The following is a 2,216-nucleotide window of genomic DNA, read 5'->3' as shown; positions in this document are numbered from 1 at the left end:
ATAAGATGCCCTCTCTGTCAGCGTTTCTCCTGTGGTAAATGCCCCTGCCCCCAAGAGCAAGACAAAGGCGCTCAAAAGCCGCCCCCTGCTTCCTCTTTCCAGAAATATCCCAGGGGGTCTGGGGGACTGGTCCCCCATCTAAACGGCGGTCTGGGGGGCTGGTCCCCCCAGCGAAACCTGCTGCCTGAGGGCTGGTCCCCCGATCAAAACGGGGGTGCGGGGGCTGGCCCCCGCCTCGGTCGGATTTGCGAAGCAAATTCGAAATCAGCGCAGAGCCGCCACAAAGGCTGCGATCTTGCCCGCATCCTTCACACCCGCCCCTGCCTCAACACCGGAAGAGACATCCACCTGCCGCGCGCCCGTCATCTGCACGGCTTGGTGCACATTCTGCGGCGTCAGCCCGCCCGCCAGCATCCAGGGCTTGCGCCAGTATTTACGCCCAGACAATAGCCGCCAGTCAAAGGCCAACCCGTTCCCGCCGGGCAAATCCGCGCCCTTGGGCGGCTTTGCATCAATCAGAAGCTGGTCCGCGACCTCCTCATAGAGCGCAATCTGCGCCATATCCTCGGCCTCGGCCACGCCAACCGCCTTCATAACAGGCAAACCATAGCGCGCGCGCAGCTCGGACACCCGCTCAGGGCTTTCGTGGCCATGAAGCTGCAACATATCCAAAGGCACAGCCCCCACGATCGCATCCAGCTCCGCATCGCGCGCATCCACCACAAGCGCCACCTTGGCCAAGCCCACAGGGGCCGCCAGCGCCAAAGCACGCGCCGTCTCAAGGCTCACATTGCGCGGGGATTTCTCAAAAAACACAAACCCCGCATACTGCGCCCCCGCCGCCGCCACAGCCGCCACATCCTCAGGCCGCGTCAGCCCGCAAATTTTCACCCTGATGTCCATTGGCCCTGCCCGCTCGTCCTGTTTGATATTAAAAAGGCGCGAAGCTCTCGCCCGCGCCCGCCTCTTTGTCTGTCTATCCGACCTCAGCCAGCCTTTTCAAGCAGCGCCAGAACCGCGTCGCCCTGCTCCTCGCTTCCCGTCTTGATCCGCTTCAGCTCGCCCTCAAGCTTTTTGACTTCACCACGGCGACGCGCCGCCTCAGCGCGGTGCTTGTGCTCGCGCAACCACTCCCAGACAAAGCCCATCAAAAGCCCCGCCAGAATGCTCGCAAAGATCACAACAAACAAAGGCAGCTCGATGGAAAACCTGTATCCCGTTGCCTGCGCAAGGGCCTCGGGCAAAAGGTTCAACGTCACAGCCTGCGCATTGGCCAAAGCGACAGCAATCAAACACAGAGCCAATACTGCCAGAAACATATACCGAATAAAGCGCATGACTTACTTCCCGTTCAGCCGGTCCCGCAGAAGCTTACCTGTCTTAAAGAAGGGCACGTGCTTCTCTTCCACCTCAACAGCTTCGCCTGTGCGCGGATTGCGTCCGGTGCGCGCATCGCGTTGCTTCACTGAAAAAGCCCCAAAGCCGCGCAGCTCGACACGGTCGCCTGCAGCCATAGCATCAATGATCTCTTCGAAAATGGTATTAACAATTCTCTCAACATCACGCTGAAAGAGGTGCGGATTGTCGTCCGCGATCTTTTGAACAAGCTCCGAGCGGATCATAGGTGTCTGTCTCCCCAGGCAGAAGTTTTGTTTATTATCTTTCCATGACTATAGAAGAAATTTCGCATTGAGAAACCACCTTCCTTGCCTCAATCACGGAAAAATAGAAGCAAAATCAGGGGTTTTTGTGGTAATTCCCCGCGAGAGCACCCCCGCCGCAATGCAGCAAGCGCGCAAAGCGCGCTCCGCTTTGCCCCAGCGTCAGCCCGATTCGTGCAGCCCCTCCCCAAAAGAAAAGGCCCCGCAGCTTGCACTGCGAGGCCTCTTCAAATGTCTTATCGCTGGTCTCAGTCGTCAGACTTGAGCGCCGCGCCGAGAATATCCCCAAGCGATGCGCCGCTGTCTGATGAGCCATACTGCTCCACAGCTTCTTTCTCTTCGGCAATCTCGCGTGCCTTGATCGAAAGACCAAGACGGCGTGTTTTGGCGTCTACATTTGTGACGCGCACATCTACCTTATCGCCAACAGAGAAACGCTCGGGGCGCTGCTCGGCACGGTCGCGGCTGAGGTCTGAGCGGCGGATGAAGTTCTTCATGCCCTCATATTCAACTTCGATGCCGCCATCCTCGATGGATGTGACTTCAACAGTGATG

4 protein-coding genes are annotated in these 2,216 nt (G+C 58.5%); all 4 read right to left on the bottom strand.

The features are described 5' to 3' along the window. Positions 1-264 precede the first annotated feature (264 nt). The gene (locus ACTF58_RS13510) at positions 265-903 is read right to left on the bottom strand and encodes a phosphoribosylanthranilate isomerase (RefSeq protein WP_438992485.1); all 639 of its coding nucleotides are present in this window, start codon (positions 901-903) and stop codon (positions 265-267) included. 83 nt (positions 904-986) lie between these two features. Further along, positions 987-1,337: a lipopolysaccharide assembly protein LapA domain-containing protein gene (locus ACTF58_RS13505; protein ID WP_438992484.1), complete on the bottom strand. Its 351-nt coding sequence runs from the start codon at positions 1,335-1,337 to the stop codon at positions 987-989. A 3-nt stretch (positions 1,338-1,340) separates the two neighbouring features. Next, positions 1,341-1,622, bottom strand: coding sequence for an integration host factor subunit beta (gene ihfB, locus ACTF58_RS13500; RefSeq protein WP_438992483.1), 282 nt, complete (start codon positions 1,620-1,622; stop codon positions 1,341-1,343). Between the two features lie 287 nt (positions 1,623-1,909). Beyond that, a partial coding sequence (locus ACTF58_RS13495) for a S1 RNA-binding domain-containing protein (RefSeq protein ID WP_438992482.1) occupies positions 1,910-2,216 on the bottom strand: 307 nt, incomplete at its 5' end.

It is taken from the genome of Lentibacter sp., from assembly GCF_965657785.1.
Lineage (GTDB): Bacteria > Pseudomonadota > Alphaproteobacteria > Rhodobacterales > Rhodobacteraceae > Lentibacter.
Note: the sequence above shows the minus strand (reverse complement) of the source record. Positions and strands in the feature narration are given on the sequence as shown.